Annotated in this window: 20 protein-coding genes; all 20 read left to right on the top strand. The window is 61.2% G+C overall.

Going from position 1 to position 25607, the window contains the following annotated elements; genetic code table 11:
* The first annotated feature begins 214 nt into the window (after positions 1-214).
* Positions 215-847 (top strand): helix-hairpin-helix domain-containing protein, encoded by a 633-nt coding sequence (locus AAA021_RS05145; protein WP_349088272.1) that lies wholly within the window; start codon positions 215-217, stop codon positions 845-847.
* Complete coding sequence (locus AAA021_RS05150) at positions 844-3147, top strand: DNA internalization-related competence protein ComEC/Rec2 (RefSeq protein ID WP_349088273.1); 2304 nt, start codon at positions 844-846, stop codon at positions 3145-3147. The genes AAA021_RS05145 and AAA021_RS05150 overlap by 4 nt, the downstream gene beginning before the upstream one ends.
* A gap of 78 nt (positions 3148-3225) precedes the next feature.
* Complete coding sequence (holA, locus tag AAA021_RS05155; protein WP_349088274.1) at positions 3226-4188, top strand: DNA polymerase III subunit delta; 963 nt, start codon at positions 3226-3228, stop codon at positions 4186-4188.
* Positions 4189-4321: 133 nt separating this feature from the next.
* Positions 4322-4588, top strand: coding sequence for a 30S ribosomal protein S20 (rpsT, locus tag AAA021_RS05160; protein ID WP_022094714.1), 267 nt, complete (start codon positions 4322-4324; stop codon positions 4586-4588).
* Between the two features lie 96 nt (positions 4589-4684).
* Positions 4685-6496, top strand: coding sequence for a translation elongation factor 4 (gene lepA, locus AAA021_RS05165; protein ID WP_117770326.1), 1812 nt, complete (start codon positions 4685-4687; stop codon positions 6494-6496).
* A gap of 4 nt (positions 6497-6500) precedes the next feature.
* Positions 6501-7544 carry a tRNA dihydrouridine synthase DusB gene (gene dusB / locus AAA021_RS05170; RefSeq protein WP_138374182.1) on the top strand — a complete coding sequence of 348 codons (1044 nt, stop codon included), beginning with the start codon at positions 6501-6503 and terminating at the stop codon, positions 7542-7544.
* 2 nt (positions 7545-7546) lie between these two features.
* Complete coding sequence (hemW, locus tag AAA021_RS05175) at positions 7547-8779, top strand: radical SAM family heme chaperone HemW (protein ID WP_349088275.1); 1233 nt, start codon at positions 7547-7549, stop codon at positions 8777-8779.
* Between the two features lie 58 nt (positions 8780-8837).
* Entirely contained in the window at positions 8838-9941 is a 1104-nt protein-coding gene (locus tag AAA021_RS05180) for a DnaJ domain-containing protein (protein WP_196031227.1), read from the top strand.
* 81 nt (positions 9942-10022) lie between these two features.
* Positions 10023-11171, top strand: coding sequence for a molecular chaperone DnaJ (dnaJ, locus tag AAA021_RS05185; RefSeq protein WP_055309893.1), 1149 nt, complete (start codon positions 10023-10025; stop codon positions 11169-11171).
* 9 nt (positions 11172-11180) lie between these two features.
* Positions 11181-12473 carry a MiaB/RimO family radical SAM methylthiotransferase gene (locus AAA021_RS05190; RefSeq protein ID WP_349088276.1) on the top strand — a complete coding sequence of 431 codons (1293 nt, stop codon included), beginning with the start codon at positions 11181-11183 and terminating at the stop codon, positions 12471-12473.
* Positions 12454-13440 carry a PhoH family protein gene (locus AAA021_RS05195; protein WP_035138514.1) on the top strand — a complete coding sequence of 329 codons (987 nt, stop codon included), beginning with the start codon at positions 12454-12456 and terminating at the stop codon, positions 13438-13440. Before AAA021_RS05190 ends, AAA021_RS05195 begins: the two co-directional genes overlap by 20 nt.
* Positions 13437-13946 carry an rRNA maturation RNase YbeY gene (gene ybeY, locus AAA021_RS05200; protein ID WP_349088277.1) on the top strand — a complete coding sequence of 170 codons (510 nt, stop codon included), beginning with the start codon at positions 13437-13439 and terminating at the stop codon, positions 13944-13946. Before AAA021_RS05195 ends, ybeY begins: the two co-directional genes overlap by 4 nt.
* Positions 13947-13955: 9 nt before the next feature.
* Positions 13956-14333 carry a diacylglycerol kinase family protein gene (locus AAA021_RS05205; protein ID WP_035138512.1) on the top strand — a complete coding sequence of 126 codons (378 nt, stop codon included), beginning with the start codon at positions 13956-13958 and terminating at the stop codon, positions 14331-14333.
* Between the two features lie 12 nt (positions 14334-14345).
* Positions 14346-15413 (top strand): GTPase Era, encoded by a 1068-nt coding sequence (gene era, locus AAA021_RS05210; protein WP_349088278.1) that lies wholly within the window; start codon positions 14346-14348, stop codon positions 15411-15413.
* 15 nt (positions 15414-15428) lie between these two features.
* A complete protein-coding gene (gene recO, locus AAA021_RS05215; RefSeq protein WP_349088279.1) occupies positions 15429-16178 on the top strand; it encodes a DNA repair protein RecO in 750 nt (249 codons plus the stop codon).
* Positions 16179-16316: 138 nt separating this feature from the next.
* On the top strand, positions 16317-16595 hold the full coding sequence (rpsO, locus tag AAA021_RS05220; protein ID WP_035138510.1) for a 30S ribosomal protein S15: 279 nt from the start codon (positions 16317-16319) through the stop codon (positions 16593-16595).
* Between the two features lie 150 nt (positions 16596-16745).
* Entirely contained in the window at positions 16746-18992 is a 2247-nt protein-coding gene (locus AAA021_RS05225; RefSeq protein ID WP_118205719.1) for a polyribonucleotide nucleotidyltransferase, read from the top strand.
* Positions 18993-19634: 642 nt separating this feature from the next.
* Positions 19635-21305 (top strand): ribonuclease J, encoded by a 1671-nt coding sequence (locus tag AAA021_RS05230; RefSeq protein ID WP_349088280.1) that lies wholly within the window; start codon positions 19635-19637, stop codon positions 21303-21305.
* Between the two features lies 1 nt (position 21306).
* Entirely contained in the window at positions 21307-24087 is a 2781-nt protein-coding gene (locus tag AAA021_RS05235; RefSeq protein ID WP_349088281.1) for a DNA translocase FtsK 4TM domain-containing protein, read from the top strand.
* Positions 24087-25598 carry a helix-turn-helix transcriptional regulator gene (locus AAA021_RS05240; protein ID WP_349088282.1) on the top strand — a complete coding sequence of 504 codons (1512 nt, stop codon included), beginning with the start codon at positions 24087-24089 and terminating at the stop codon, positions 25596-25598. Before AAA021_RS05235 ends, AAA021_RS05240 begins: the two co-directional genes overlap by 1 nt.
* The last annotated feature ends 9 nt before the right edge of the window (positions 25599-25607 follow it).

Here is a 25607-nt window from a genome sequence, read left to right on the forward strand (position 1 = left end):
GACGTGTGCTTGAATAAATGGACAGATTTGTGCAAGGTTTTGGTCAGCTTTTGGTTTGACCGCTAAAACCGGTTTTGGAGCGTGGCTGTTGCAGGGCTCTTTTCCTGACACGATGTTGTTGGGAGGTTTTGCTATGGCGCAGCGCGAACAACACGAACGGGTCAAACGGATGGACCGCTTGGCGGACAAGCTGCTCGGTCATAAGGCAGTGGTGATGGCGATACTGGTTGTCATTGCGATGGCGAGCGGCTTGGCGATGGCGAACCTTGGCGGCGGTACTGGCGGCGTGTCGTTTGAGCGGACTGATGGTTCGGGCTCGTTGGTGGAGCCGGGATCCGGCGATGCTTCGAGCGGAAAGACATCCGAAGGCTCTTCGCCTAAGGCGTCTGCTGCGGCAGAGGTCTATGTCGATGTTGATGGCGCCGTTGTGTCGCCCGGCGTATATCGTCTCAAGGACGGCGCGCGGGTGGCTCAGGCGATTGATGCCGCCGGCGGGCTGGCGCCCGAGGCAGACGTTACGGGGCTCAATCGGGCATCTAAGGTCGTCGATGGACAGAAGATTCACGTTCCAACGGTAGGGGAGCAGCAGGCGTCCATTGCGGAAGCCGGTGTTGATGGTGGGGTTTCCGCATCATCGGGCGCGGGTGGCGCAACAGGCCTAGTAAACATCAATACGGCAAGCGCAGAAGAGCTGCAGACGCTTTCGGGCATCGGCCCCTCCATGGCCCAGTCGATTATCGATGAGCGGACAAAGAACGGTGCTTTTTCTTCGGTTGACGATCTGATGCGTGTGTCGGGAATCGGCGAGAAGAAGCTTGCCAAAATCAAAGATTGCATCTGCGTATGAGTGCGACCGAGCGCGAGCACGTGATGCCTCCGCGGCCCCTGATGCCGTGGACGATGGCCCTGTGTGCCGGCATGTGCATGAGCTGCGTCTTGGTGCTCAACATGGTCGCTGATGCGCTGCTGAGGGAGCGGGCTCCGGCGGTCGGGCCGCTATGGGCCATTCCCGTTGCGGCGGCGGTATTCGTTGTGCTGGCTCAATCTTGTGCGCGGCTTGCCCCTTGGAAGCGGTGGCTGTATTCCGCGTCCGTCGGTCTCGTGGCGGGAGCGGTCGTCTCGGTGTGGTGGGCTGTGGGCACGCTGAGTGCCTCGAAGGCGCTCGATGGTCGAGCGGCAAGCAGCCTCGAGTTTGTCGTGCAGGGTGATCCATCCATAAACGACGACGTGTATTCCTATACCTGCGAGGCACGCGCGGACGGTAAGAACCTGGCAACGGTTCGCCTGTCGTGTGACCGCGAGCTCAAGGTCGGGGCGCACGTGCGTGTTATCGGTCGCGTTTCACGTTTTGAGAACGATGCGTATGGACGATCGCGCGTGCTCCGAGGCGAGGTGCGCAAGGTTAAAGCCGTTCGGATTGTGTCGGTCGATGAGGGCTCTCCGGGGCCGCTGCTTCGGCTGCGAAATGGGCTGCTTGCGTCCATCGCGGCTGCGACCGACCCGGCGTGTGCGCTCATAGCCGGTGTCGTCTGCGGTCGTTCGGCCGAGCTGCGCGCCCAGCCGGCGGGCGACTGGTTTTCGGTGACGGGAACGGCGCATCTTATCGCCGTCTCGGGCAGCCATTTAGCTATCGTGGGGTTTGTAATCGAGGGTTTATTGCAAAAGACTCGGTGCTCACGTGGTCTTCAGCGGGCGATACTGGCGATAACGCTTGTGGGCTACGCTGCCTTTACGGGCGCGTCTCCCTCGGCCGTGCGCGCGTGCTGCATGGTATTCGCGACGCTTGTCGTAAACGGCGCGGGGCGTCGCCGGCACGGCGCATCGGCTCTCTTCGTAACCATGTCCATCTTTGTTCTACTGCGGCCGACGGTGCCGTTCGAGATGGGCTTTCAGCTTTCATGTGCCAGCGTCTTAGCCATTCTGTGCTTTTGCCCCTATGCGACCTACGCTTTGGGCGAGCTGGGTGTGCCATCGGGCGTTGCCAGCATGCTTTCCGTCACGCTGTGCTCGCAACTGGCGACACTTCCCATTACCATTCCTGCCTTCGGTACGTTCTCGCTCATTGCTCCGCTGGCAAATGCGGTCATCGGTCCGGTGGTGAGCGTACTGCTTGCCGTGTCGATCGTGCTGGTTCCCTTTTCGCTCGTGGCACCGTTGCGGACTTGGGCGCTCGTTGTGCCCATGATTGCCTCCCGTTGCGCGCTGTTCTTCGAGCAGCTGTTTGCCGCCGTGCCGGGTGCATCCGTGAGCGTGCCGCCCGATAGCATGTGGATTTATCTAGTGCCGTGTTTGCTGGCGGTGCTGCTGGTCTGGTGGCCGCGTCCCCGTGCACGTCCTGTGGCGGTGGGGCTTGCATGTCTGGTGTTCCTGGCTGCGATTCCGTACGTCTACTGGGATCGATTCGCTCCGCCTTCTGTGACGGTGCTCGATGTGGGCCAGGCCGATGCGATTCTTATCCGCCAGGGCGGTGCAGTGGCACTCGTCGACTGCGGGCTCGACGAGCGCGTGGTGGCGGCGTTGGTTCGCAATAACGTGCACCATATCGATGCCGTCTTTGTGACGCATTGGGATGAGGATCACTGGGGTGGTCTGCCTGCCGTGCTCGAACAGTTTTCGGTCGGTAAGATTGCCGTGGCGGCGGATGCGCTGGAGGATGCTCCTGCCGAGGTATTGAACCGACCTGGCGTGGAGTATCGGCAGGTGCGCCGTGGGGATACGGTCGATATCGGCTCATTTTGCGCCCGCGTGATGTGGCCATTCGAGTCCGTGGATGGCGAGGGAAATGAGGACTCGTTTGTCCTGCTGCTCTCATATGTTCAGGAAGGCAAGGGCCTGCGTATGCTCCTCACCGGTGATGCCGAGATCGACCAAGAACGGGAATTCGTGCAGGAGGTGGGGGATATCGACGTACTTAAACTTGGGCATCACGGCTCTAAGGTTTCAGTCGATGATGAGTTGCTGGACGTCCTGAAGCCCGAGCTTTCCCTCGCGAGTGCGGGCGAAGGGAATCGATACGGCCATCCGTCCGATGCCTGCATCGATGCCGTTAAGGAAGCGGGCGGCGTGTTCGCGTGCACTATCGAACACGGCGACATTACCGTCACGCCGACTGCGAATGGCTTTGCGATGCGATGCCAGCGACCGTAACGACGTCGTTGGCGTGTGGTGGGCCCCTGGGCTAGAATGGCACGGAACGAATACGAAGGCCTGCGGGAGGGGAGCGCAATGTCCGAAACCGGTCTGCTGCCGGCATATCTGATCGTCGGTACCGACGGAGTCAAGCGCGATCACGCCGTCTCGCGTATGAAAGCGCGTCTGGAAAAGTCGGGTATGGTCGAGTTCAACCTCGACGAGCGCGATATGACCAAAGACCCCGATATCGAGTCCATTATCGGATCGCTCAACACTTTTCCCATGGGCAGCGAGTTTCGCCTGGTAATCCTCGATGGCTGCTCTAAGCTCGCCAAGGCGGTTTCCGAGCCGCTTGTCGAGTATCTTGCGAGTCCCAGCCCCACGACGGTCTGTCTCGTCATCGCCGACTCGCTTGCCAAGAACACGCGCCTGTATAAGGCGATCGCCAAGATCGACAAGAAGGCTGTGATCGATTGCTTCGGCACCAAGCGCTGGGAGCTACCGCGCCGCGTGCAGCAGATGGCGACGCAGCACGGCAAGTCGATCACGACGGCGGCCGCCGAGGAACTCGTCTCGCGTTCGGGTGAAAACACTCGCATGCTCGATAACGACTTGGCTAAGCTTGCCCAGATGGTCGAGGTGCCCCAGATTGAGCTTGCCGACGTTGAGCACTGGATTGTACGTACGGCCGAGGTTCAACCCTGGGACTTTCTCAATGCGGTCTCGGCCCGTGACATGCGACGCTCGCTCGAGCTCTTCAATCTACTGCCCGCCAAGAGCTACGTGTGGACTTACACATTGCTGTGCGGCCGCATCCGCGAGCTTATCGTTGCCAAGGCGCTCGATGCGCGCGGACAGGGTCGTGAGCTGGCCGCAACACTTAAGCTCCAGTCCTGGCAGGTCAAGAATCACCTGACCTGGGCACGTCGCTTTTCGATGGCAGAGCTCGTTGCCGCGCTCGAGGGCGCGGTCGATGTGGAGCTCGCACTGAAGGGTTCGGCCGATTCTCAGACCGCGCTTTTGCTCTGGATTACGAACATCTTGAGAAAATCGTGATGATACCTGCCTATTTGACAAATTCGTTCTATCCCTTTGAGGGGGAGCGTGCTATAGTAGGCGCTTGCATGACCTCACCGTGTCTCAGAGGTGTCATACATTTTTTGCAAGGAACTCGAAAGGAACTCCAGAAGTGGCAAACATCAAGTCTCAGAAGAAGCGTATCCGCACCAATGAGGCAGCTCGCATGCGTAACAAGGCTGTCAAGTCCGAGCTCAAGACGCTGACCAAGCACGTCCAGTCCGCCGTCGCCGAGGGCGACGCCGAGAAGGCCCAGGCTGCCCTCAAGACCGTCACCAAGCGTCTCGACATGGCTGCCGCCAAGCATGTTATCCACAAGAACCAGGCTTCCAACCGCAAGTCCGGTCTTGCCAAGCTCGTGAACAGCATCAACGCCTAAGTTGTAAATTTCACACCACACAGATTACGCGCATAAATGGAGCCTGTTTTATGGAACAGGCTCCATTTTTTGTACCGCTCGGGTAAGATAGTCCGCATGAATACTTCAATTGACATTTCCCACATCCGCAACTTCTCGATTGTTGCGCACATCGACCATGGCAAGTCCACGATTAGTGACCGCATCCTCGAGCTCACCCATACCGTCGACGAGCGCGACATGGAGTCGCAGCTGCTCGACACCATGGATATCGAGCGCGAGCGCGGCATCACGATCAAGTCCAATGCCGTTCGCGTGTCCTATGACGCCGACGATGGCGAGACGTATCAGTTCAATCTGATCGATACGCCGGGCCACGTGGACTTTACCTATGAGGTCTCGCGCTCGCTGGCAGCCTGTGAGGGCGCGGTGCTCGTTGTCGACGCCACACAGGGCGTCGAGGCACAGACCGTCTCCAACGCGACGCTTGCCATGAACGCCAATCTGGACATTGTGCCGGCCATCAACAAGATCGACCTGCCCTCGGCTCATCCCGACGAGGTTAAGACCGAGATCGAGGATGACCTGGCGATCCCTGCCGATGATGCCGTGTGTGTCTCGGGCAAGACCGGCGAGGGCATCCACGATCTGCTGGAGTCCATTGTCTTTCTGATCTCTCCGCCCAAGGGCGATGCGAATGCGCCGCTCAAGGCACTCATTCTGGATTCATACTTCGACGAGTATCGTGGCGTCGTCGCCACGGTGCGCATCTTTGACGGCTCCATCAAAAAGGGCGATACCTTGCGCATGATGCAGGCAAAGGGCGACTTTTTGGTCGATGGCGTGGGCGTCAAGCGTCCCGCCGAGACGCCGGTCGACGCGCTGACGGTCGGCGAGGTCGGATACGTGGTCACGGGCCTGAAGGACCCCGAGGCCGTTCGCGTGGGCGACACCCTTACCTGGGCGTCGAACCCCTGCCCCGAGCCGCTTCCCGGTTACCGCGAGGCTAAGCCCATGGTCTATACGGGCCTGTTCCCGATCGATAACAAGGACTACGAGAACCTGCGTGACGCGCTCGATAAGCTGCATGTCAACGACCCGTCGTTGGTGTGGGAGCCCGAGACTTCGGTGGCGCTCGGCTTTGGTTTCCGCGTTGGCTTCTTGGGCCTGCTGCATATGGAGGTCGTCAAGGAGCGCCTGGAGCGCGAGTTCAACCTGGACCTGATTGCCACGAGCCCTTCGGTGGACTATCACGTCTACAAGACCGACGGCGAGATGATTGATGTTCGCAGCCCGCAGGATCTGCCCGAGGCTACGCGCATCGAGCGCATCGAGGAGCCCTACCTCAAGGCCAAGATTATCTGTCCGCCCGAGTATACGGGTGCCGTCATGCAGCTCGCTATCGAGCATCGCGGCATTACAACCGACATGATCCATCTCACGAGCAAATCGGTCGAGATGCGTTTCGACATGCCGCTTGCTGAGCTCATTCTGGACTTTTTTGACCAGCTCAAGAGCCGCACCAAGGGTTACGCCTCGCTCGACTACGAGTTCAACGAATATCGCCCCTCCGAGCTCGTCAAGCTCGACATCCTGCTTTCGGGCGACGAGGTGGACGCGCTGTCGTTTATCGTGCACAAGGATAAGGCTTATGGCCTGGCCCGCGGTCTGTGCGACAAGCTCAAGGAAATCATTCCGCGCCAGCTGTTCGAGGTGCCTATCCAGGGCGCCATCGGCAACAAGATCATTGCCCGCTCTACCGTCAAAGCGCGCCGCAAGGACGTGCTGGCCAAGTGTTATGGCGGCGATATCTCGCGAAAGCGCAAGCTGCTCGAGAAGCAGAAAGAGGGCAAAAAGCGCATGAAGGCCATCGGCTCGGTCGAGGTTCCGCAGGAGGCCTTTATGGCGATTCTCAAGGTGGACGAGTAGGTCCATGGCACTTTCTGAATACAGCAAGCGGTTGCTTGGCGCCTATGCCGAGCAGCCGTTCCTTATGGCTCCCATGGCGGGCGTGACCGATCCCGCCTATCGCATCATGTGCCGCCGTCGCGGTGCCCATCTTGCCTATAGCGAGATGGTGAGCGTGGCGGGCCTTGCCTATGCCAGCAATAAGACGTGGCGCCTGGTACTGCCGGCCGATGAGGAGCAGCAGATCTGCGTGCAGCTCTTTGGCTCCAAGCCCGATCAGTTTGCGAGCGCTGTTGCTGCCGTCGAGGAGCGTGTGGGCGATCGCCTGTCGCTGATCGATATCAACATGGCCTGCCCGGCTCGCAAGGTCGTCACCAAGGGCGAGGGCTCGGCGCTTATGCGCACTCCCGATCTGGCCGAGCAGATCGTCGAGGCGGCGGTGGGCGCGGCGCATGTGCCCGTGACCGTAAAAATCCGTAAGGGCTTTTACGCCGAAGACCGCAACGCCGCGACGTTTGCCCAGATGCTTGAGGGAGCAGGGGCCGCCGCGGTGGCGGTACATGGTCGCTGCGCCACGCAGCTCTATACGGGCCAGGCCGATTGGTCGGTCGTCGATGAGGTGGCCGACGCCGTCGAGATTCCCGTTATCGGTTCGGGCGATGTGTTCTCGGCAGAGGACGCTGCTGAGCATCTGCAAAGCTCGGGTGCCAGCGCGGTGTTTATCGCGCGCGGCATCTACGGCAATCCATGGGTGTTCGGCGATGCCCGAGCCCTTGCACTCGATGGCACGCCGGTTCCTTCTCGCTCCTCGGTTGAGCGCCTGGATGCCCTGCGCGAGCACCTGACGCTCACGCACGAGCTGTTGCCGCTCATGTCGCGTGCCCGCACGTACGCAAGCTGGTATCTAAAGGGCATGCCCCATGCTGCCGCCTGGCGCGCTCAGGTGGTGCGTTGCTCCACATACGAGGAGTTCATGGCACTGGTCGATGATATCGAGCACGATGTGGTGGCCTGTGAGGCCGCACTTGCCGCCGGCGAGTCGGTGCCCGCTCATCCGTTGGAGGCCTAACGGTGGCCGTTACCGCGCTGTACGTGCATGTGCCGTTTTGCGCCCAAAAATGCCGGTACTGTGACTTTGACTCACGCAGTTTTGCTCCGCGCAACATGAGCGTTGCGCTCGATACCTATTTTGAGCAGTTGTATGCGCGCCTCGATGCTTTTGGCGACGCAGGCGCGCTTGCACAGATCCGCACCGTCTATGTTGGCGGCGGCACGCCGTCGCTGGCGGGGGAGCGTTTGGTAGAATTTGCCCGGCGTATCTCTGCGTGGTGCAAGCCTGTTGAGTTTACCTGCGAGGCCAATCCCGAATCGCTGACCGCAGAGCTTGCCACTGCGCTTGCCGGGGTGGGTGTCACGCGCGTCTCTCTGGGCGTGCAAACGCTCGATAACGCCGAACTTACCGCCATCGGCCGCATTCACGATGCCGATCGGGCGCTCGCTGCCATCACGACGGTCAAGGACGCTGGGCTTGTCGTGTCGTGCGACCTGATGTGCGGCCTTCCCGGGCAGACCGACCTAAGCTGGCAGCGCACACTCGATGGCGTGTTGGCGGCGGCGCCGCATCATGTGTCGGTGTACCCGCTCACGCTCGAGGAGGGCACGCCGCTCTATCGCATGGCGTGTCGCGACGAGTCGCTCGAGCCCGACGAGGATTTTCAGGCTGCATGCATGGATGCGGCGCGTGAGCGCCTGAGTGCGGCCGGCTATCACCCGTATGAGGTGGCAAGCTACGCGCTCGACGGCCATGAGTGCGCCCACAACATTGCCTATTGGACCGGACAGGGCTATCTGGGTTTGGGCCGCTCTGCCGCCGGTATGCTCGACGCCGAGGATTTCGATCGCTTGGCCGGGCTGTTTCCCGACGTGCTTGCTCGCGGCGATGCGTATCGCGTGCGCTTGGTGCAACGCGACGATGCCGCGACGACGTTTGATGCCGAGTATCTGTCGCAGCGCGAGGCGGCGGCCGAGGATTTGATGCTTGCCTGTCGCATGACGCGTGGCATTGGGCCCGATCTGTTGGTTCGCTCGGCAAGCGTGATCGCTGCAGATGAGTTGGCGGCGGCCTGCGACCGTGCGGTCGAGTTGGGCCTTGCCACCTGGGTGCCCGATCATATTGAAGGACATGCGGGGCGCGTCACCTCGAAAGACGTTATCGCAGGTCGCGTCCGTGCTCGTTTAGCGCCCACCCACTTGGGCTGGCTCGATGGAAATGTGCTGTTCGAGCTGTTTTGGGGTCTAGCCTAGGCCGCTCGGGTAGAATTACCGCAATATATACGCTGCTGTGAGCAGGAGGTTGCCGCGCATGGCGACGATGAACGAAAAAGATTACTACGAGATTTTGGGTGTCTCCAAGGACGCCACCTCGCGTGATATTCAGAAGGCCTTCCAGCAAAAGGCCCGCAAGCTCCATCCGGACGTCAACAAAGAACCTGATGCCGAGGAAAAGTTTAAAGAGGTTTCCGAGGCCTACGCCGTGCTTTCGGACGAGCAGAAGCGTGCGCGCTACGACGCCATGCGCTCGGGCAATCCCTTTGCCGGTGCACCGACGGCTTCGCCCTATGGCGGTGGCTATGCCGGCAGCGCCGGTTACGGCAATCCCTTTGACGGCGGTTTCCCCTTCGGGGGCGCCTGGGGCCAGCCGCGTCGCGGGCAGGCTGCCTATAATCCCGAGAACGGCGCCAACGTGGTCGTCGATATTAAGCTCGACGCCAAGGAGGCCAAGGGCGGTGCCCGCAAGACCGTTCGCTATACGCGCTTCGATACCTGTGGTCACTGCGGAGGCTCGGGTTCTGTTTCGTCCGAGCATGCACATACCTGTCCGAGCTGCGGCGGTCGCGGCCACATCGACGTCGACCTGTCCTTCCTGTTCGGTGCCGGCACGTTCCAGTCGGTCTGCCCCGAGTGCGGAGGTTCCGGTAAGGTCGTCGCCGACCCCTGTCCCGATTGCGGCGGCAGCGGTCGAACCCGTGTGACCTCCGAGCAGACAATTGAGTTTCCTGCCGGCACGCACGATGGCGACGAGGTCCGCATTGGCGGCATGGGTCACGCCGGCACCAACGGTGCCTCGGGCGGCGATCTTGTCGGCCGTGCCCATGTTGAGGCCGAGCGTCTGGAAGGCAAGGCCCGTACCGGTTTTTACCTGATGGGCATCGTGGCGCCGTTTTTGGTGCTGTCGGCCATATCGGGCGTGTTCTCGGCCTTTGCCGTGATGTGCTTTATTCCGTTTGCCATGGGCCTTTTCATGGTGGTCTCGGACGGCGTGCTGCACCGCAGCCTGCTGTGGTGGAAGCGCGGCGCGATGCAGTTTGCCAACGGTTTTGCCAACGGATTTATGTTCGCGCTCGTGTCGGTTTGGTTTGCGAGCTGCTCGCAACGTGCCATGCTTTCGCCCTACGCAATGCAATAACATCTAGCCCTCTGTTTGCGGCCGGCCCAGCTTGGGTATAGGACGCACTGTGACAATAATGAAAGTCGGAAGGATTCGGTCGTGTCGGAAAATAGGGATTACTACGAGGTACTTGGCGTCGACAAGGATGCCGATGCGCGGACGATTAAGCGCGCGTTTCTAAAGAAGGCCCGTACCGTACACCCGGACGTTTCGGACGACCCCGAGGCCGAGGCCAAGTTCAAAGAGCTCAACGAGGCTTATTCCGTTCTTTCCGACGAGCAGAAGCGTGCTAACTACGACCGTTACGGCACCGCGGACGGCCCTGGTGGTTCGGGCTACGTCGATATCAACGATATCTTTGGCGGCATGGGCATGGACGACCTCTTCTCGTCGTTCTTTGGCGGCGGTGCCGGCGGTGGCGCCCGAAATCGCCGTGAGCGTCGTCGCGGCCGCGATATGGCGATCTCCCTTTCGGTGACCCTTGAGGAGGCGGCGCTCGGTTGCAAAAAGACGATCAGCTATGACCGCCTTGCCCCCTGCGAGGATTGTAACGGCACTGGTAGGGCCGAGGGCGCACAGGAAAAGCAGTGCAGCCGCTGCCACGGCACAGGCTATGTCACGACGGTCCAGCGCTCGTTCCTGGGCCAGGTTCAGTCCTCTTCGCCTTGCCCCGACTGCCACGGTGAGGGCACGGTCATCGACCATCCCTGCGAGACCTGCGACGGTCAGGGCCGCACACCTTCGCACGAAAAGATCGACATCGATATCCCCGCCGGCGTTTCGACCGGTCGCCAGCTGCGCGTGAGCGGCTTTGGCGAGGCAGGCCTTCGCGGTGAGCCCTCGGGCGACCTGATCGTCAACGTTCGTGTTGCCGACCACGAGCGTTTTAAGCGCAACGGTGACGACCTGTACCTCCTGAGCGATATCTCGATTGCGCAGGCTGCGCTTGGCTGCGAGATCGAGGTCGAGGGCATTATGCCCGACGAGGTCGTCAAGGTGACGGTTCCCGCCGGCGCCCAGTACGGTGACACCGTGAGCGTCAATAATTACGGCATGCCGCGCATTGGCGGTGGCGGTTCGCGTGGCCGCTTGATCGTGCAACTGCGCGTGGTCGTTCCCACCAATCTTTCCAATAAGCAACGCGAGCTGCTCCGCGCTTTTGCCGATGAGATGGGCGATGACGTCGCTTCCGGTAAGAAGTCGGTGACCGACCGTATCAAGAGTGCCCTCGACGATATCCTCGATTAAGGAGCCCGCGTGCTCGCACCTCATATCTCTGTCGTCAACCTCGGCTGCCGCGTCAACCGGGTTGAGTCCGACCGTATCACTGCCGATCTTATGCGCCTGGGCTTTGCAATGGTGGAGCCTCAGGATGCAGAGCTGATCGTCATTAACACCTGTGCCGTTACGGGCGAGGCCGAGGCCAAGACCCGTAAGGCCGTTCGCCATGCGCTGGCCTATCCAAACGAGCCCTATGTGCTCGTGACCGGTTGCGTGGTCAATTTGCATCCCGAGGAGCTGTTGGAGCTTTCGGATCGCGTGATCGCCGAACCGTCCAAGATTGACGTCGCCGAGCGCGTCTGCGAGGTGCTGGGCGTTGAGTCCGATAGCGTTCCCGCCTGCAGCGATGGCGAGGTGGTCGATGCGCTCGGTCGCTCTCGCCTGGGCGTGAAGATTCAGGATGGCTGCAACCATCGCTGCACCTATTGCATTGTGTGGAAGGCGCGCGGCCCCGAGCGTTCCGTGCCCGTCGAGTCCGTGCTCGAGCAAGTTCGCGAGGCCCAGGAGGCCGGCGTGCCCGAGGTGGTGCTGACCGGTGTGAACCTGGGTGCCTACGATGGCAAGAGCGCGACCGACGAGCATGTCGAAATCGATGAGCTGCTCGAGGCCATCATGGAGCGCACGTCTATTCCGCATGTGCGCATTTCCTCGGTCGAGCCCATGGATATCTCTGAGCGCCTGCTTAAGGTTATGGCGCGCTATCCGCAGCGTATCGCCCCGTTTTTGCACCTGCCCGTGCAGTCCGGCTGCACGGCGACCCTGCATCGCATGGGCCGTCCCTATAGCGCCGAGGCCTTCGAGGACACGGTGCGTATGATTCGTGCCATCTTGCCCCAGGCGTCCCTTTCGTGCGATGTCATCGTCGGTTTTTCCGGTGAGACGGACGAGGAGTTCGAGGAATCGCTGGCGCTGTGCCGCCGTGTGGGTTTCTCGCGTATGCACGTGTTCCGCTACAGCAAGCGTCCCGGTACCCTTGCTGCCGACATGCCCGACCAGGTGCCACCCGAGGTTATGGCCGAGCGCAGCCGCCGTATGCGGGCCGCCGCACAGGAGCTCGCTATTGCCGACGCTCGTCGTCGCGTGGGCACGGTCGAGCGTGCCGTGCTCGAGTATGGCGACAACCTGACGCTCGGCTCGTTCCATCATGCCCGTCTTGACGATACCTGTGGACTTACAGCCCCGTGCCTGCTCGATGTTGCTATCATCGGAGTCGATGATTCCGGCTTGGTCCATGCACGCAGGGAGGTTCATGGAAGCCTCGAAGATTAGACTTACCGTTCCCGAGGGGATTGATCCCTCGCGCGTTTTGGGCGCCGGCGACGGCGTCCTTCGTGCGCTCGAGAGCTTGGTTCGCGCCCATGTGGTCGCCCGTGGCGATAGCATCTCCGTGAGCGGCGACCCGAACGAGGTCGAACTCGTGGCGCGCTTTTTCGAGCATGCCTTTCGTGAGGCTGCTGCCGGGCGCACGCTGTCTGCCGACGATGTCTCGCGCTGTCTGGCCGTTCTGCGCGACGGTGAGCACGAGACTACGTCGCTTCGCGATGACGTGCTGCTTTCGTATCGCGGCCGCGTCATTCGCCCCAAGACGCTCGGGCAAAAGCGCTATGTGGATGCCATCCGCTCGCATACCATCACGTTTGGCTTGGGTCCTGCCGGTACCGGTAAGACCTATCTGGCTATGGCGCTCGCCGTTGCCGCGCTCAAGCGTCACGAGGTGGGTCGTCTGATCTTGACGCGTCCGGTTGTCGAGGCGGGGGAGAATCTGGGCTTTTTGCCCGGTACCCTTGAGGAAAAGATCGATCCCTACATGCGTCCGCTCTACGACGCCCTTTTTGACATGATGGATCGCGAGCGAACCGATGAGCTTATGGAGCGCGGCGTGATCGAGATCGCCCCGCTTGCCTACATGCGCGGCCGCACGCTGAGCGATGCTTTCGTGGTACTCGACGAGGCGCAAAATACCACGCCCGAGCAGATGAAGATGTTCCTGACGCGCCTGGGCTTCAACTCCAAGTTTGTGATTACCGGCGACCTGAGTCAGCGCGACCTGGTTGGTCGTCGCGGCGGTCTTGCTGACGTTGAGCAGATTTTGGGCCGTGTCGACGATGTCGCATTTTCGCACCTCGAGCGTGCCGACGTGGTGCGCCATGCCTTGGTGGGACGTATCGTCGAGGCATACGATACTTATGATGATGTGCGCGAGAAACGCGCACGTGACCGGAAGGAGTCCCGTTGAGTGTATTGATCAGCAACGATGCCGAGCTCGATACGCTGCTCGACGCGCAGGAGGTGGAGCACATCTGCGAGGTTGTGCTTGCCGCCGAGAGCGTTGAGCGTGAAGTCGAGATTTCCCTTTCGTATGTCGACGAGGACGAGATGCACGAGCTCAACCACGAGTGGCGCGGCATCGACCGCACCACCGATGTGCTCTCGTTTGAATGCGACTCGGCCTTTGACGATGACATTCCCGCCGATGAGACGCTCGAGCTCGGCGATATCATCTTGGCCCCGGAGGTCATTGCCCGTCAGGCCCCCGGTTTTGGCAATAGCCCCGCTGACGAGTGCCGTCTGATGCTCGTTCACGGCATGCTGCACCTGCTGGGCTATGACCATATTGATGACGACGAGGCCGAGGTCATGGAGGCCCGCGAGGACGCCATCCTGCGCGATCTGGCGCTCGAGCGCGGCGAGGACCCCAAGCTAGTCCATGTCGGCCCCATCACCAACCACGCCCACGACTAGGAGCCGTCTATGATTCCCGGATCTAACAAGGACCATCCGTCCTTCTTAAAGTCGTTCTCCTATGCCATGGAGGGCTTCGTTACCGCCGTCAAGACCGAGCGCAACATTAAGGTCATGCTCGTGGCGGGCGTGTGCACCGTCATTGCCGGCTGTATCGTGGGCCTCGACATTGCCGAGTGGGCCACGATTATCATCTGTTGTGGCCTGGTGATTCACGGCGAGCTGTGCAATACCGCCATGGAGGCGATTGTCGACCTCGCGACCCAGGAGCTGCATCCACTGGCCAAGCGCGCGAAGGACATCGCCGCCGCCTCTGTATACATTCTTTCCATCACCGCCGCGATTGTGGGCGTGCTGGTATTTGCCCACGCGCTCGGCTTTATTTAGAAAGGGATTCCCATGTCCGACAATATGCAGCCTACCGATGAGATCCTGGACGACGAGACTTTGGACGCGGTGGATACCGAGGGGCTCGAGGATGTCGAGGAGTTCGATCCGTTTGAGGGCATGAGCGATGAGGAGCTCGACGCCCTGTGCGACGAGGACGACAACCTCGCGGGCTTTGGCGACGTTGAGCCTGGTTTTCGCAGCGGCTTCGTGGCCCTGGTCGGACGCCCCAACGCCGGCAAGTCCACGCTGCTTAATGCCTGCTATGGCAAGAAGGTCGCCATCACCTCACCGGTGGCCCAGACGACCCGCCGCCGCATGCGCGCCGTCGTCAACCGTCCCGGCTACCAGCTGGTCTTTGTCGATACCCCGGGTATTCATAAGCCCAAGGACGGTCTGGGATCCGAGCTCAACAAGAGCGCGTTGTTCGAGCTGAACGATGTCGATGTCGTCGCGTTTTTGATTGATGCCACCAAGCCGATTGGCAGGGGAGACGCTTGGGTTGCCGAGCGCGTCAGATGCGCCCGTTGCAAGAAGGTCCTGGTGCTCACCAAGGCCGATGAGGCCGATCCCGCCCAGGTTATGGAACAGCTCAAGGCCGCCCACGAGCTCATGGAGTATGACGACGAGATCGTTACGTCGTCGGTCAAGAACTTCAACGTCGATGCCTTCATCGAGACCGTTGCGCACTTTTTGCCCGAGGGTCCGCGTTGGTTCCCCGAGGACATGGGTACCGACGCTTCCGATGAGACGCTCGTTGCCGAGTTTGTGCGCGAGAAGGTCTTGCGCCGCACCCGTGATGAGATCCCGCACTCCGTTGGCGTGATCTGCGATGCGCTCGAGCAGACCAAGAAGGTACTGCGCGTGCACGCCACCATTTACGTCGAGCGCGAGGGCCAAAAGGGCATCATCATCGGCAAGGGCGGCGAGATGATCAAGCATATCGGTATCGATGCCCGTCGCGATCTTGAGCGCATCTTTGGCACGCAGGTCTTTTTGGAGCTGGACGTGAAGGTCAAGGCCGGCTGGCGTGACGACGAGGCCCAGATTCGCCGCTTTGGGTATAGCGCCGAGGACTAAGGGCGCGCAGCGCTCATGGCAGGCTCACGGACATATCGCACAAAGGTACTCGTCCTCGATAAGACCAAGCTCAAGGAGACCGATCTGATCTTGACGATGCTTGATGAGCGAGGTCGGCAGGTTCGTGCCGTGGCAAAGGGTGCCCGTAAACCCGGTGGGCGCCTGGCTGCGCGCTGTGAGCTGTTCTGTACCGTCGACATGCTGCTCGCGCATGGGCGGTCGCTCGACGTGGTTTCCCAGGCCGAGCTTATGGAAGCGCCGCTCGGCGCTGCGCCCGATTACGAGACGACCTGCGCCGCAAGCGCGATCGCCGAGGTCGCGCGCGTGTGCTCGTTCGAGGACGCCGAGGACCCGTTTACCTTTGCCATAACGCAGCGAGCGCTTGCCCTGGTGGGCAGCGGGCTCGACACAGCGCATATGGATCTGCTCGTGGCGGCCTTTGTCTTTAAGCTGCTGTCGCACGTTGGCTACCGACCCGATTTTTCGGCCTGCGTGCTGTGCGGAGACCCCATGCTGTCGTATTTTTCGCCCCAGGCCGGCGGGCTCATGTGCGGCTCGTGCGCGTCGAGCGTTCCGGGTGCCGAGTTGGTGTCGACCGGTGAGGTCGCATGGCTGCGCGCCCTCATGTCCATGACCTTCGATGCGCTCATGGCCGAGCGAATCGACCCGCATACGGCGGCATTCTTGCTCGGGCTTTCGCATGTTTGGGCCGCCACGCACACCGATCAGCGCCTCCGTGCGATGGAATTCATGTTGGGTCGGTGATGATGCGCAGGGGCGGGCTGCTTGTGGTAACATATCGGCCTGTTAGTACCTCGACCTTGGTTGCTCGCTCCACCGGCGGCTTCCCAGTCCGAGGCGAATCGAGTCGCCCGATGGCGACGCAAAACGAAAGGTGAAACAATGACTGTTTCCAAAGAGCGCAAGGCGGAGCTGACTGCCCAGTTCGGTAACACCCCGGTCGACACCGGCAACCCCAAGGTTCAGGTCGCCATCCTGTCCGAGCGCATCAAGGAGCTGACCGAGCACATGAAGTCCCACCAGAAGGACTTCCACACCCGTCGTGGCCTGCTCATGCTCGTCGGTCGTCGTCGTCGTCTTCTCTCCTACATCAAGAAGAACGACATCGTCGAGTACCGTGAGCTCATCAAGGCTCTGGGCATTCGCGACAATATTCAGTAGCGAACTTGTACATGCTAAGAGCGTCCTGCATGCGGGACGCTCTTTTTGTGTAAGGGCGTGAACAATCACGCTCTGAAGCGTGGCGGGGGCAGGGGGCCCGCGTCACATGAGAAGCCCGCAGGCAAGGGGCCTGTGGGGTAAAGGAGAACAATGACACTCGTATCCAAGACCTTTGAGCTGTACGGCAAGACCTACACCTTTGAGTCCGGCGAGCTTGCCAAGCAGGCCACTGGCGCCTGTCTGGTCAAGCAGGGCGACACCACGATGCTCGATACCGTGGTCGTCTCCAAGGAGCGCAAGAACTATGACTTCTTCCCGCTGACCGTCGACTTCAACGAGAAGATGTACGCTGCCGGCCGCATCCCGGGTGGCTACCTCAAGCGTGAGGGCCGTCCCAGCGAGAAGGCCACGCTCACCGCGCGCATGATCGACCGTCCGATTCGCCCGAGCTTCCCGGACGGCTTCCGCAACGAGGTACACATTGTCGCTACCTCGCTCGTCGCCGACCAGGTCAACCCCTTCGACGTCATCAATGTCATGGGTGCCTCTTTGGCTATGACGCTCGGCGGCGTGCCCTTCGAGGGTCCGCTTGCCTGCGTGCGCATCGGCCGCAACGTGGAGACCGGCGAGTTTATCGTCAACCCCACCTATGAGGAGCGCGAGAACTCCGACCTGGACCTGGAGCTGGGCGGCTCTGCCGACTTCATCTCGATGGTCGAGGCCGGCGCCGAGGAGATTTCCGAGGACGACATGCTCGCCGCTATGAAGTTTGGTCAGGAGGCCCTCGCTGCCTTCTGCCAGGCCCAAGACGAGTTCGTCGCCGAGTGGGAGCAGGTCAACGGCGCTATCGTCAAGAAGGAGTACCCGCTCGACCAGCCCGTCGAGGAGGTCCAGGAGCGCATCTTCGCCCACTACGACGAGATGGCCGCTGCCCTGCGCGACGCCGACAAGCTTTCCCGCATCGGTAAGGTCGAGGCTCTGAAGGAGTCCATCCGCGCCGAGTTCACCGACGAGGAACAGGCCGCCTGGGAGCGCGAGATCCCCGTGGCGCTCAAGAAGCTCGAGAAGAAGGCCATGCGCACCATGGTCGTCGAGACCGGCGAGCGCGTCGACGGCCGTGCCGCCGACGAGATCCGTCCCATCATGGTGAAGGACAACTACCTGCCGCTCGTTCACGGCTCCGGCCTGTTCCAGCGTGGTCAGACCCAGGTGCTCTCCGTCCTGTCGCTCGGTATGCTCAACGAGGGCCAGCGTCTGGATACCATCGAGCCCACCGAGGGCAAGCGCTACATGCACCACTACAACTTCCCGCCTTTCTGCACCGGCGAGACTGGCCGCATGGGCAGCCCCAAGCGCCGCGAGATCGGTCACGGCAACCTGGCCGAGCGCGCTCTGCTTCCGGTGCTCCCCGACGAGAACGAGTTCCCCTACGCCATCCGCGTGGTCTCCGAGGTCATGGAGTCCAACGGCTCCTCTTCGATGGCTTCGACCTGCGGTTCCACGCTCGCCCTTATGGACGGCGGCGTGCCCATTAAGCGCCCGGTTTCCGGTATCGCCATGGGTCTGATCCAGGAGGAGGGCAAGACCGTGGTCCTGTCCGACATCCAGGGTCTCGAGGACTTCCTGGGCGACATGGACTTTAAGGTCACCGGCACCACCGAGGGCATCACCGCCCTGCAGATGGACAACAAGGCCACCGGCCTCACCTTCGACATCTTGGCCCGCGCCCTGCAGCAGGCCAAGGAGGGTCGCGCCTTCATCTTGCAGAAGATGCTCGATGTGATCCCTGAGCCGCGTCATACCACGCGCAGCACCGCCCCGCGTATCGTCTCCATCCAGGTTCCGACCGATAAGATCCGCGACGTCATCGGTTCCGGCGGCAAGGTCATCCGCGGCATCCAGGACGAGACCGGCGCTTCGGTCGACATCCAGGAGGACGGCACCGTCTTTGTCGGCGGCACCGGCGAGTCCGTCGATCAGGCCGTCGAGCGCATCAAGCTCATCATCAAGGTTCCCGAGCCGGGCGAGGAGTACGCCGGTCGCGTGGTCTCCATCCAGCCCTTCGGCGCCTTCGTCAACCTCCTGCCCGGTAAGGACGGCCTGCTGCATATCTCCCGCGTCGCCAAGGGTCGTGTGGAGAAGGTCGAGGACGTCCTCAATGTGGGCGACGAGGTCAAGGTCGTCGTCATCGAGGTCGACGATCGCGGCAAGATCTCGCTCGATCGTCTGGACAAGCCCGAGGCCCCGGCTCGCGCCGAAGGTGCCTCCGAGGGCGACGGCGAGCACTTCCAGCGCCGTGAGCGTCCGCGTCGCGAGCGCTCCGAGCGCAGCGACCGTCCGCGCCGTCCCGGCGACAACGGAGGCCGTAAGCCCCGCCGTCACCACGACGCCGAGTAACAGCCGCACATAAGCAGCTCAACAAGGGCGACTCCGGACAGGGGTCGCCCTTTTGCTTGCGCCCGGGAGGGCCGCATATGAAGTTTCCTGCTCTACAGTCCTGCGCAAGACGGAAAGCACATTAAGTGCTTTCCTTTGCGTGCGGAACTCGCGATAAACTTCATATGCGGCCCTCCCGGGCGCAAGCAAAAGGGCTGGTTAGTTCCACTCGTTCTTTAGTTGGACAGTCTATTCAGTAGTCAGATTTCGGATCCGTAGATAGATTCAGCAGTATTTCCCCAGATAAAATCGATCAAAATAAACCTGTCCCTTATTGGCAGGTTCCCCGCGAGGGCGGGCACGGATGAGGTTTATCGCGAGTTCCGCACGAACAGGAGGCCACTTAATGTGGCCTCCGTCGTGAGCAGGACTGTAGAGCAGGAAACTTCATCCGTGCCCGCCCTCGCGGGGAACCGGCGGGATACACGGCTTCAGATGGGGCTTTGATACATGGGTGGTCTGTTGTTGTGCAAATGGGTATCATACTGTGGTTACTGCATCGACTCTGCGATGCATTGTTGTACGTTCCCGGCGGCCGGTTTGCCAGAAGCGCCCCGTCGGTTGTTTCAGACCCGTTTCGAAGAAAGGAAACAACACTCACCTATGGCAGCTAAAAAATCATCTCCCTTGAAGATCATCCCGCTCGGCGGCCTAGATGGCATCGGCAAGAACATGACGGTCTTCGAGTGCGGCGACGACATGGTGCTCGTCGACGCTGGCCTCATGTTCCCCGACGACTCGCAGCCCGGTATCGATCTGGTACTCCCGGATTACACCTATGTTCTGGAGAACGAGGAAAAGCTCCGCGGCATCGTCGTCACTCACGGCCACGAGGACCACACCGGTTCGCTTCCGTATCTGCTACAGGACCTCAACAACAAGGTGCCCATCTTCTCGAGCAAGCTGACGCTTGGCTTTATCGAGGGCAAGCTTTCTGAGTTCCGCATCCGCGCACCCAAGTTCCGTGAGGTCAAGGGCGGCAGCCACGTCAATTTGGGTGGCATCTCGCTCGACTTCTTCTCGATGACGCACTCTATCCCGGGCGCTCTGGGCGTGTTCATCCGCACCAACCAGGGCACCGTTATGCACACCGGCGACTTTAAGCTCGATCAGACGCCCATCGACGGCGTCACGCCCGACTATGCCGCTATCAGCCGCTTTGCCAAGCAGGGCATCGACCTGCTGCTGTCCGACTCCACCAACGCCACGGTCCCCGGCTTTACCAAGTCCGAGGCCGAGGTTGGCCCCAATCTGCTGCATGCCATCAAGAATGCTCCGGGCCGCGTGTTCGTCGCGTCGTTCTCGAGCCACATCCATCGTCTGCAGCAGATCTGCGACGCCGCCCGCAAGTGTGGCCGCAAGGTCGTCGTGACCGGTCGTTCCATGCTCACCAACACCCGCGTGGCGCGCGAGCTCGGTTACCTCAACATCGATGACTCCGATATCATCGATGCCTTCGATATCGACAACCTGCCTGACGACAAGATCGTCGTCATGTGCACCGGTTCGCAGGGCGAGCCCCTGTCGGCCCTTTCGCGCATGGCCAACGGCGAACACAAGACGCTCTCCATCCACGAGGGCGATACCGTCATCCTCTCTGCAACGCCGGTCCCCGGTAACGAGAAGGCCGTTCAGCAGGTCGTCAACAGCCTCGCCAAGCTTGGCTGCGACGTGTGGGATAAGAACCGCGCCCTCGTTCACGTCTCGGGTCACGGTAGCCAGGAGGAGCTCAAGCTCCTGATGGCCATGGCCAAGCCTACGTACTTTATGCCGGTCCACGGCGAGGCCGTGCATCTGCGCGCCCATGCCCAGCTGGCACGCAAGATGGGCCTCAAGGACGATCATATCTTTATCCTCGACAACGGTGACACGCTCGAGATGCGTGGCGGTATCGTTAAGCGCGGTACGCCCGTCGAGTCTGGCGTCGTCTACGTCGACGGTCTGCGCATCGGCGATACCGACCCCATCGTCCTGCGCGATCGCCAGAAGCTCGCCAACGACGGTATGGTCACGGCCGTCGCTATCGTTTCGCTCAAGCACAAGAAGATCGAGGCCATCGAGTTTTCGGGCCGCGGCGTCTCCTTTGCCATCGACGACCAGTTCTCCGAGGATGCCTCGGCGTCCATTATGAAGACGATCGAGAAGGGCAAGTTTAGCTTTACGAGCAGCGGTTCCGATGCCATTCGCAAGGCCGTGCGCGACTCGCTCTCTAACTTTATCTGGAGCCGTACGCGCACTCGTCCGATGATCATCCCGGTCGTCATGGAGGTTTAGTTTGGCGCGCGGATCTGCACAAAACGCCAAAGGCAATAAAGCCAACAACCAACCGGCATCTGCTAAGGGTGCCGGTTCCCATCTTCGTGCCAATAAGGGCCACGAGGCCGAGTTCGACGATTTTGAGCCCCTGGTCGAGCCTTCGGCCAACCGCGATATCGCCGGCGTGGTCATTGCCGTTTTGGCGATTGCGTCCTTCATTGCCGTGATTTCGCCGGCGACTGCACCCGTTACGGCTGCGGTTGCCGGTTTCTACCACCTGGGCTTTGGTCTGGGCGCCTACGTGCTGCCGATCGTCATTTTGCTGTTTGCCGCCACGCTCTTTTTAGGCGAGGATTCGCCGCTCAACGTGCGCTCTGTTGCGGGCGGCGCCGTGGTCTTTATCGCCGTCGTCTCCATTCTTTCGCTGATGGTGCCGGGTACGAGCGACTCGTGCGAACTTATGTTCACACCGCAAAACCTGTCCGCCTCGGGTGGCTACATCGGTGCGTTTATTGCGAGTGCGCTGCAGAATGCCCTGGGTAAGCCTATCGCAATGGTGGTCCTGTTGGGCCTGGCCGTCGTTGGCTTTGTCATCATCGGCTTTTCGGTGGGCGGCGTTTTGCGTTCTGCCCGTGACCGTGCGGCCGATTTTGCCGAGCGCCGTCGTGCCGACGTCAACGCGAGCCCCTGGGGTGACGACGAGGCCCTGTCGGTGCCCGGCGTTGCCCGTCCGCACCTGAGCATTCTTCGTCGGAAGGGCTCCGATACTGCCGTGACCACGGTCATGGGCAACGATGCGGACCCGTTTTTGGACGATGACGACGAGGACGAGGACCCGTTTGTCGACGTGTCCGATGCCGTGGAGGCCGAGCGTGCTAAGACCGCGCTGCTCCCGCGCCGCCATGCCAAGAAGGGCAAGGCTGCGCCTAAGCTCAATACGAGTGAGCCCGACCCGTCTTGGTCCGATAGCGAGATTGAGCTCACTGAGGGCGATGACGAGGACGACGAGGCGCCGATTGAGACCGCAAAGACAACTTTGCTGCCGAGTCGCCATGCCAAGCGCGAACAGGTAACCGGCCAGCTTTCGATGGAAGACGACCCCGATAAGATTGACGAGTCCGAGCCGCCGTTTGCCGTGAATCCTGTCTCGGCAGCACCTCAGATTCCCGACTTCTTGAAGCATCCCAAGGTTGCCGATGCGCCTGCCTCGAGTGCTGTCGGATCGGCTGCGGCTAGGGATGGGGGAGCGGACGGCGGCGCCGCAGATAACGAGGGCGAAGAAGAGGATGGCCTTAAGCTTCCGCCACTCGAAATCCTGCATGCCAACCCGCAGTCGGCGTCCTCCGCGTCTTCTGACAAGGAGCTGGAACAGACTGCCGAGTCGCTTCAGTCCACGTTGCTTGAGTTTGGCCGCAGTGCCCGCGTGGTCGGCTGGATCGCCGGCCCCACGGTGACGACCTTTAAGCTGCAACCTGGCGAGGGCGAGCGCGTGAGCAAGATCTCGAGCCTCGAGGACGATATCGCGCTTTCGCTCGCTGCCCAGTCGGTGCGTATCTTTGCCCCGATCCCCGGCACCTCGCTCGTGGGCATCGAGATCCCCAATCGCAAGCGCCAGAACGTCAACCTGGGCGACGTGCTGCCCTATGTGAAGGGCGGTCCGCTCGAGCTCGCAATCGGGCGCGATGCCGAGGGCACGCCGGTCGTCGCCGACCTTGCCAAGATGCCCCACCTGCTGATCGCCGGTACCACTGGTTCCGGTAAGTCGGTGATGATCAACTCCATCATCACGACCCTGCTCATGCGCGCGCTTCCCGAGGACGTTCGCTTGATCATGGTCGACCCCAAGCGCGTCGAGCTTGCGGGCTATAACGGCCTGCCGCATCTTTATGTACCGGTCGTTACCGAACCCAAGCAGGCCGCGAGCGCTCTGCAATGGGCCGTGTCCGAGATGGAGCGTCGCCTGAAGGTCTTCGAGCGCCTTAACGTGCGTAAGATCTCGACCTACAACGAAAAGCAGGCCGCCGGCGAGTTTGAGCATTACGACAACCCGCCGCAAAAGATGCCCTACCTGGTCATCATTATTGACGAGCTTTCGGACCTGATGATGGTTGCCGGCAAGGACGTCGAGGCGTCGATTGTGCGTATCGCCCAGCTGGGCCGTGCCGCCGGTATTCATCTTATCGTGGCCACGCAGCGCCCCAGCTCCAACGTGGTGACGGGCCTTATCAAGGCCAACATCACCAACCGCATCGCCTTTAACGTCGCCACGGGTATCGACTCGCGCGTCATCATCGACCAGATGGGTGCCGAAAAGCTTACCGGTTTGGGCGACATGCTGTTCTCCAAGGTCGACTGGGGCAAGCCTCGCCGTATTCAGGGATGCTTTGTTTCGGATGATGAGATCAACGAGATTGTCGAGTTCGTCAAGTCGCAGAGCGAGCCCGACTACCACGAGGAGATTCTGTCTGCCGTGGCGCCCGCTTCCATGTCCATGGCGGGTGGCGGCGGTATTGTCCGCACCGGAGTAGCCGAGCCGCAAGACGATGATCCGCTCATTTGGGAAGCCGCCCATATTGTGGTGGAATCGCAGCTTGGCTCCACATCTGGCCTGCAACGTCGTCTGAAGGTTGGCTATGCGCGTGCCGGGCGTATTATGGACATGCTGGAAGAAAAGGGTGTCGTCGGCCCGCCCGACGGTTCCAAGCCGCGCGAGGTCCTGTTGGACGAGGAGGGGCTTGCCGCGCTGGAATCTGTCGACGCCGAGATGGCACGTGAAGATCGTGAGTTTGGAGGATTCTGATGGCTGCACGCTTTGGTGACATGCTGCTCGAGCAGCGTCGCCGAATGGGCCTTTCCATTCAGCAGGTCGCCAACACCATCAAAATCAGGCCGCAGATCATCGAGTTTTTCGAGACCGGTAACTTTGCCTCGATGCCGCCGCGCGGCTATGCGCAGGGCATGATTTCGAGCTATGCTCGCTTTTTGGGCCTCAATCCGCGCGAGGTCGTCAATGCCTACTTTGACGACCTGATGGCATACGAACGCGAGACGTCCCAGCAGGGCGGTCGTTTTCAGGACGCCGCCGGCTACGTCAATTCGCGTTCCTCGGTCGATAACGGGCGCTTCCTGATGGTTCAGGGCGGTCGTTCGACCCGCTATGGACAGCGTCCTCAGCAGGCCGGTTATATTACCGAGACGGGTTCGGGCGAGGAGATTCGCTCACAGCGTGACCGGTTCCGCAGTACGCCGATGCCCGAGGACCGTGCACTTCCCGCTGCCCTCGGCGTGGCGCGTGACCCTCGTGCCGGCTACGGCGACGGCGGCTATTCCGATCGCGGTTACCGTGGTGCCTCTATGGGACGCTCTCGCGGTGGCTATGCGGATGCCGATACCACGCAGGTGACGCCGCGTCTTCGCTCTCAATCACAGCCGTATGGCCAGCGCTCTTCGGCTTCGCGTTCGGGCCAGCGTGGCTATCAAGGCCGCGGTGAGCTTGCGCCCCGCTCGGGTCAGCGCAGCCTTCAGGGCCAGGGCGGCTATCGCGGCCGTTCCGATAGCAATCGCGGTCGTATGCCTCAGGGAGGCGGCCGCAGCAGTTCCGGTCGTGGACGCGGCGGATCACGTACTCCTCAAAACAACGGGCTCGATCCGCGTATCGTCTACGCCGGCATCGGTGCCGTTGTGCTGCTGTTGATTGTGCTCATCGTGGTGCTTCTGCGTGGCTGCGCATCTTCGGCGCCCGAGAACACGCCCGAGACGCCCACTGCTACCAAGATGACGACCAAGAAGTCTTCTAAGAAGACCGAAACGGTCGACGAGGACGATGACACCGATGAGGCGACGGATGAGTCGACTGATTCGGACGCTACCAAGACGACGGCCAAGAAGGAAGAGAACGAGGTCACGAAGGTCAAAGTCTCCGTTGCCAAGGGAAAGACCGCGTGGATTGAGGTCAAGGTTGACGGCAAGTCGGTCTATGGCGCCCAGGCGACTGGCCCCTTTGAGCAGGAGTACACGCCCGAGTCTTCGATCGAGATCACCACGTCCAAGCCTTCCGATGTCACCGTTACCAAGAACGGTGAAAAGGTTCGTTACGATACCAAGACCTCGGGCGTGGCGCGTGTGACGATCACCGTTCCCAAGAAGGAGACGTCTGATTCCGAGAATGGTGAAAGTTCTGATGGTACCGACACCACCGATGGTACCGATACCACCGACGGTACCGATGCCCAGTCCACGGATGGCGCCGATACCGCAACTGACGGTCAGACACCCACCGATTCTACCGACAATTCGTACGATAGCTACTAGGCCGCTCGT

The sequence above is a fragment of the Collinsella sp. CLA-JM-H32 genome (assembly GCF_040098165.1).
Lineage (GTDB): Bacteria > Actinomycetota > Coriobacteriia > Coriobacteriales > Coriobacteriaceae > Collinsella.

Coding starts and splice junctions, on each gene's coding strand:
- AAA021_RS05145 (WP_349088272.1), top strand. CDS start 215: ATGGCGATACTGGTTGTCATTGCGATGGCGAGCGGCTTGGCGATGGCG.
- AAA021_RS05150 (WP_349088273.1), top strand. CDS start 844: ATGAGTGCGACCGAGCGCGAGCACGTGATGCCTCCGCGGCCCCTGATG.
- holA (WP_349088274.1), top strand. CDS start 3,226: ATGTCCGAAACCGGTCTGCTGCCGGCATATCTGATCGTCGGTACCGAC.
- lepA (WP_117770326.1), top strand. CDS start 4,685: ATGAATACTTCAATTGACATTTCCCACATCCGCAACTTCTCGATTGTT.
- dusB (WP_138374182.1), top strand. CDS start 6,501: ATGGCACTTTCTGAATACAGCAAGCGGTTGCTTGGCGCCTATGCCGAG.
- AAA021_RS05180 (WP_196031227.1), top strand. CDS start 8,838: ATGGCGACGATGAACGAAAAAGATTACTACGAGATTTTGGGTGTCTCC.
- AAA021_RS05195 (WP_035138514.1), top strand. CDS start 12,454: ATGGAAGCCTCGAAGATTAGACTTACCGTTCCCGAGGGGATTGATCCC.
- AAA021_RS05205 (WP_035138512.1), top strand. CDS start 13,956: ATGATTCCCGGATCTAACAAGGACCATCCGTCCTTCTTAAAGTCGTTC.
- era (WP_349088278.1), top strand. CDS start 14,346: ATGTCCGACAATATGCAGCCTACCGATGAGATCCTGGACGACGAGACT.
- recO (WP_349088279.1), top strand. CDS start 15,429: ATGGCAGGCTCACGGACATATCGCACAAAGGTACTCGTCCTCGATAAG.
- rpsO (WP_035138510.1), top strand. CDS start 16,317: ATGACTGTTTCCAAAGAGCGCAAGGCGGAGCTGACTGCCCAGTTCGGT.
- AAA021_RS05225 (WP_118205719.1), top strand. CDS start 16,746: ATGACACTCGTATCCAAGACCTTTGAGCTGTACGGCAAGACCTACACC.
- AAA021_RS05230 (WP_349088280.1), top strand. CDS start 19,635: ATGGCAGCTAAAAAATCATCTCCCTTGAAGATCATCCCGCTCGGCGGC.
- AAA021_RS05240 (WP_349088282.1), top strand. CDS start 24,087: ATGGCTGCACGCTTTGGTGACATGCTGCTCGAGCAGCGTCGCCGAATG.